This window comes from Asticcacaulis sp. (assembly GCF_051954415.1).
GTDB lineage: Bacteria > Pseudomonadota > Alphaproteobacteria > Caulobacterales > Caulobacteraceae > Asticcacaulis.
In genome coordinates this window covers 140,686-146,749 of record NZ_JBQCHT010000025.1, presented here as the reverse complement: position 1 = coordinate 146,749, position 6,064 = coordinate 140,686, and the positions used below count along the sequence as shown (strand labels likewise).

5 protein-coding genes are annotated in these 6,064 nt (G+C 62.3%); all 5 read right to left on the bottom strand.

Going from position 1 to position 6,064, the window contains the following annotated elements; translation table 11 throughout:
• Positions 1 to 175: 175 nt before the first annotated feature.
• The 5 genes from ACTHND_RS09240 to ACTHND_RS09220 are packed head-to-tail and all read right to left on the bottom strand — an operon-like array spanning position 176 to position 6,058.
• Positions 176 to 1,198: a type II secretion system F family protein gene (locus ACTHND_RS09240; protein ID WP_440177656.1), complete on the bottom strand. Its 1,023-nt coding sequence runs from the start codon at positions 1,196 to 1,198 to the stop codon at positions 176 to 178.
• A 13-nt stretch (positions 1,199 to 1,211) separates the two neighbouring features.
• Positions 1,212 to 2,210, bottom strand: a complete 999-nt coding sequence (locus ACTHND_RS09235; RefSeq protein ID WP_440177655.1) for a type II secretion system F family protein — start codon at positions 2,208 to 2,210, stop codon at positions 1,212 to 1,214.
• Positions 2,211 to 2,213: 3 nt separating this feature from the next.
• Positions 2,214 to 3,845: a CpaF family protein gene (locus ACTHND_RS09230; protein WP_440177654.1), complete on the bottom strand. Its 1,632-nt coding sequence runs from the start codon at positions 3,843 to 3,845 to the stop codon at positions 2,214 to 2,216.
• Between the two features lie 10 nt (positions 3,846 to 3,855).
• A complete protein-coding gene (locus ACTHND_RS09225) occupies positions 3,856 to 5,358 on the bottom strand; it encodes an AAA family ATPase (RefSeq protein ID WP_440177653.1) in 1,503 nt (500 codons plus the stop codon).
• 13 nt (positions 5,359 to 5,371) lie between these two features.
• Positions 5,372 to 6,058, bottom strand: a complete 687-nt coding sequence (locus tag ACTHND_RS09220) for a CpaD family pilus assembly protein (protein ID WP_440177652.1) — start codon at positions 6,056 to 6,058, stop codon at positions 5,372 to 5,374.
• Between the last annotated feature and the right edge of the window lie 6 nt (positions 6,059 to 6,064).

Below are 6,064 nucleotides of genomic sequence, written 5' to 3'. Positions count from 1 at the left end.
CATGAGGAAGGCGGCGGAGCGAACCAAAGAAACCGTCTGGAGGAAGATCGGAAAACTCATTGATCGATTTCCTCCAGACGAATGCGCAAACTACTTCAGGAACTCAGGCTATGCTTCCACTTAAAGTCATAACGCTCTAATAGCTTACGGGGTGTGGGGTCTGTGACCCCACGTCTTACTTCTTCTGCTCAGCCGCCGGGCGGTCGCCGATCATCGGTGCAGAGTGATCCTTCTTCTGCATGTCGGTAATGCGCAGCACGACGGGGCCCAGAATGACCAGGAACAGTACCGGCAGGAAGAAGACGATCATCGGCACGGTAAGCTGGGCTGGCAGGGCCGCCGCTTTTTTCTCGGCCGCCGAAAGGCGCAGTTCGCGGTTTTCCTTGGCCATGACGCGCAGGGCGGTGCCAAGCGGGGTGCCGTATTTTTCCGCCTGGACCATGGCGGTGCAGACGGCCTTGATGCCGGGGTGGTTGGTGCGTTTGGATAGTCCTTCATAGGCCATCCGGCGTTCCGGCAGGTAGGAGAGTTCGGCCACCAGCAGGGACAGTTCCTCGGCCAGTTCGATGGAGGAAGGTCCCATTTCGGCGGCCACTTTTTGCAGGGCGGTTTCGATCGACATGCCGGCCTCGACCGAAATCAGCAGCAGGTCGAGCGAATCGGGAAACGCCTGCATGATCGAGGTCCGGCGCTTGGTGGCCAGGTTCTTGATATAGATATTCGGCGCATAATAGCCGATAACGAAGGCGCCGACCGTGATCAGCAGCTTGATCTGTACCGGATAGTGGCCGATATCGATCACGAACATCTCGAAGGCGGCGATGGCACCCAGCACGAACGGCATGGCGAAACGGAAGAAGTAGAAGGTCGAGACCGGCTTGGGACCGCGAAAACCGGCCGTGGCCAGGTTATCGACCACCTTGGGGTCTTCCAGAAGGGTCTTGAGGTTCAGCTTCTCGACCAGCGCACGATACGGGCTGGTGTCGGTATGGCGCAGGCTGGAGCCTTCCTTCACGGTCTGGCGCGAGAGGCGGCGCAGTTCGTCGCGACGAGTGGCCACGGACTTCATGCGCTTGTCGAGCTGGTCACCAGAGGTCAGGCTCTGGCCGAGCGTCAGCAGGCTGAAGAAGGCGAGGACGGCGACGAACCCGAAGACCAGGTTGCCCGGCGTCATGATAAAGGCGGCGAAATCGGTCATGTGCTTGCTCGCCCTAGAATTTGAAGTTGATCATCTTGCGCATCATCATGATGCCCATGAACATCCAGGTCGCGCCGCCCAGCAGCATCAGTTGCCCGCGCGTATCGGTAAACATCGGCGCGATATATTCCGGACGCACGATCGAAATCATGATGCCGACGCCCGGCGGCAGTACGCCGATGATCGAAGCCGAGGCAATGGCTTCGGAGGAGAGTGCCTTGATCTTTTCACGCATCATCTTGCGCGCACGCAGCACGGCTGACAAGTTGCCGAGCGCTTCGGAGAGGTTGCCGCCCGTCTTGGCCTGGATGGCGATAACGATGGTGAAGAAGCGCAGTTCCGGCGCGGGAATATGCTCGCTCATCTTTTCAAGCGCACCGTCAAGCGACATGCCGACGCCGACATTTTCGACCAGGCGCTGGAATTCCGGACCGAGCGGCGCGCTGCATTCCTTGGCCACCAGTTTCAGGCCGTCATTGACCGGCAGGCCGGACTTGATGCCGCGGGTGATGATATCCATGGCGTTGGGAAATTCTTCGGTGAACTTCTTGATGCGCCGTGTCGCCATCATTCCGAGCACCCAGCGCGGCAGACCATAGCAGGCCGCGAAAGCGGCGCCGCAGGCGATCAGCAGGCGCACCAGGAAAGGCATGTGCCCCAGGGCCAGCAGCGGAATGACAAACACCACGGCGCCGAGGATGCCGCTATAGAGCCAGAACTTGGTGATATCCGGGGTGACGCCGGCGTGCAACATCCGCGCGCGCAGGGTCAGGCGCGCCTTGCGTTCGCGCTTGTCAGCTTCCTTGAGCTGCTCGGTGATCTGCCGGCGGCGCTCTTCGGGGGTCTTGGCCTGGGCCTTCTGACGCTGCTTGGTGCGGGTATTGCTGCCGAGACCGATGGTTTGGGTGCGCTTGGTCAGGGCTGCCGAACCGCCGCCCCCGCCGGTGAAGGCGAAGCCGAGGCTGGCGATGATGACGAAGCCCAGAAAGGCGATCAGGATGGTCATGAGCATGGATTATTCACTCGCATCCAAAGCTTCGGCCAGTTCGCGTTCGAGGCCGTAATATTTGGCGCGGTCCCAGAAGCGCGGGCGGCCGATGCCGGTGGAACGGTGGCGGCCGATGATCTTGCCCTGCTTGTCCTCGCCCTCGATTTCATAGACGAACAGGTCCTGGGTGACGATGACATCGCCTTCCAGGCCCAGCACCTCGGTGATGTGGGTGATGCGGCGCGAACCGTCGCGCAGGCGGGCGGCCTGGACGATGACGTCGATCGAGCCGACGATCATCTCACGGATGGTGCGTGAGGGCAGGCCGTAGCCGCCCATGGTGATCATGGATTCGAGACGCGACACGGCTTCGCGCGGCGAGTTGGCGTGCAGCGTGCCCATTGAGCCGTCGTGGCCGGTATTCATGGCCTGGAGCAGGTCGAAGGCTTCCGGGCCGCGGACTTCGCCGACGATGATGCGTTCGGGGCGCATACGCAGACAGTTCTTGACCAGGTCGCGCATGGTGATCGTGCCCTGGCCTTCGAGATTGGGCGGGCGCGTTTCCAGACGCACCACATGCGGTTGCTGGAGCTGGAGTTCGGCGGCGTCTTCGCAGGTGATGACGCGTTCAGTCGGATCGATAAAGGCGGTCAGGGTATTGAGCAGGGTGGTCTTGCCGGAGCCCGTACCGCCGGAGATCAGGACGTTGCAACGCGAGGCGCCGATGACGCCGAGCACGCGTGCCCCTTCCGGACTGATGGAGGCGAACTCCACCAGGTTGCGCATGGTCAGCTTGTCTTTTTTAAATTTCCGGATGGTGAGCGTGGGGCCATCGAGCGCCAGCGGCGGGGCGATGACGTTGACGCGGGAACCATCAGGCAGGCGGGCGTCACAGACCGGCGAGCTTTCATCAACGCGCCGGCCGACCTGCGACACGATGCGCTGGCAGATGTTCATCAGTTGCTGGTTGTCGCGGAAGCGCACATTGGTGAGCTGCACCTTGCCGCCGACTTCGATAAAGACGCGCGTGGCACCATTGACCATAATATCGGCGATATCGTCGCGCGCCAGCAGCGGCTCCAGCGGGCCATAGCCCAGGACGTCGTTGATGATGTCCTGGACAAGATTGTCCTGTTCGGCCACCGACATTGACACGTTCTTGATCGCCACCAGTTCGGCGACGATATCGCGGATTTCCTCGGAGGCGGCCTTATGATCGAGCGAGGCGAGCTGGCTTAAATCAATTGTATTGAGCAGGGCGTTAAAGATCGCCGTCTTGGTGGCGTGGTAATAGTCCGACTGCTCACGGACGATCTCGGTAACCGCCTGCGCCTGGTGCATCTGCTCCAGACCCTTGCTCAGTTTGTTGGGGGCGAGCTTCGGCTTGGCCGCCGCTGCACCGCCACTATCCCCACCAACACGCTTTTCCTGCGACAGTTCGGGGAGGGCTGCGCGCGGTGCGCCCGTGTTCTGGGCGGGTGTTTTGGCGTCGAGGGTTTGCGGACGCGTGGCGATATCCGACCGGGCCGAGGCGGGCGGCGGGGCCGCACTCAGGGCCTGGGCGCGGATCTCCAGCGGCGACGGGCCGGATCTGGCCGCATCGGCGAGGGCGCGCGTACCTGCCCCTTGAGCTCCTTCGGTCGGACGTTTACCAAACACGTTCAGAACCTCACTTCTTAAACAGATTGCCCAGGAAGGAGGACGATTTCTTGGTTTTCGGTTCCGGATTGCGGCCGGTGATGCGGGCCGTCAGTTGCGCCATGGCATCGGCCACCTTGCCAGTGGGCGCGACCTCGCTCAGCATCTGACCGTTGTTTGACGCCTGGCCGAACAGCTTGGCGTCGAAAGGAATCAGGGCGCAGGGCTCGATGCCGAGCGCAGCGGTGAAATCCTTGACCGGAATTTCCGGACGGCCCGGCATCTCGGTCTGGTTCAGCACCAGTTTCGGCGCGGAGTCATTGGGGCGGGAATGCTTGAGCAGGTCGATGATGTTCTTGGCGTTGCGCAAAGAGGCCAGGTCTGGCGTGGCCACGATAACGACCTCGTCGGCGGCGATCAGGTTCGCCTTCAGCCACGGCGACCACAGGTGCGGCAGGTCCATGACGATGTAGGGCGCGGCGGAACGCACCTTGCGCGTCACCTCGTCATAGGCGTCCTGGTCGGCGGTATAGTCCTGGTCGAGGGCAGCCGGGGCCGAAAAGAGCGACAGGCGATCGGTGCATTTGGCCAGCATCCGGTCGAGCAGCACGGAATCGAGGCGGTCCGGTTCGTTCAGCGCCTCGGCCATGCCCTGCAGCGGATCCTGGTTGAAATCGAGGCCGGCAGTGCCGAACGGCAGGTCGTAATCGACGATGACCGTGTTCGACTGCATCTGTTCGCTGAGATTGTAGGCGAAGTTGTGGGCGATGGAGGAAGAACCGGCGCCGCCGCGCGCGCCGACAAAGGCGATGGTGCGGCCGACGAAGGGCGTTTCCGGATCGTTGAACAGGGTAGCGATTGATTTGATCAACTGCATCGGCTGGATCGGCGCTACCAGGTAGTCGCTGACGCCCTGGCGGATCAGTTCGCGGTAAAGGGAAATGTCGTTATGCGCGCCGATGACCACCACCTTGGTATTGGCGTCGCACACCTCGGCAAGCTGGCCAAGCTGATCGAGCAGGTCGCGGCCGCGCGCGGCGCTTTCGACGAAGATCAGCGAGGGGGTGGGCTCGTTGCGGTAGGTTTCGATCGCCTCGGCCATACCGCCGCGCCGAACCAGAGACTGGGCGCGTGTCATGCGGCGGTCGAGCGCCGCCGCGTCACAGGCCGCGACCGAGCCTTCATTGTCCGGGAAGAAGTGTATGGCGATGCGCGGAATGGAAATCGCGCCGATATCCTCATCATCATGGCTGAAATGCAGGCCGGTCGGTTCACGCAAACTCAAAGGGGCGGCCGATCCGGAGGCCGGGGCCGCGAAAGCCTGGCGTTGCAGGTCGGCCGGGAGTGCTTCCGGCTCGTCGTCGAACGCGTCGGCAAACGGATCACGCGCCGGGGTTTCCGCCGCATACGGCGCCGCGTAGCTGTCCACGGCATAGTCGTCCTCGGCATCGAGCCTGGCCTTGTAGTCGACGAACTCATCGTCCAGGTCATCAAGGCTGTCGAAGGGGTCATTATGTTTGGCGGGGTTTGCCATGATCTGCCTTGCTCTACTTGATCGCGTTGGAAATGGCGCCCGTGGCGTTGTCGTCCTTCGCCGAAGACGTGACGTCGCCCTTGCGGTACTTGTCGAACACCACGGAACGGCGTCCCATGTCCGCCGATGTAGCGGCCCTCGGTGTCTGCAGGTCGCGCGGATCGGCGATCTGGGCCGCCAGGTTGGAAGAAACGGCGCAGCCGAAGTTCTGGTAAGGCGTGTTGTTGCGCGTGGCCGCCAGGTTTTCCCAGGTCTGGCCACAGGCATAGGTGCGGGCGCGGTAATCGACGATATTGACCGTGACGATATCGGCAGGCTGACCGGCCTGGCTCAGTTGCGACAGGCTGGTTGCGGCGACATCGTTATCGACCAGATAGTCGCCGACTGTGCGTCCGGCGGCGATGGCGGCCGGATCGCCGCTGGTGATGATTTCGACATTTACCGGCGCGCCGGAGGTCCAGCCTGCCTTTTGGGCGATCTGGTCGAGCGCTATGCGCTGGTTGCCCGACAGGCCGTTCGGATTGATGCGCAGGTTGATGGTTTTAGTCATCGTCTGCGCCTGAAGCGGATACTGCTCGGTGGGCGTCGGCGCCGTCAGGGCCATGCTGCCTGCCTTGCCGGAATCGGTGGCGCAGCCGGCGAGCGAAAGAGCCGTAAGCAGGACGGTGGTCAAGGCCAAAGGACGTAAAAGATGTGTCATGCCTGT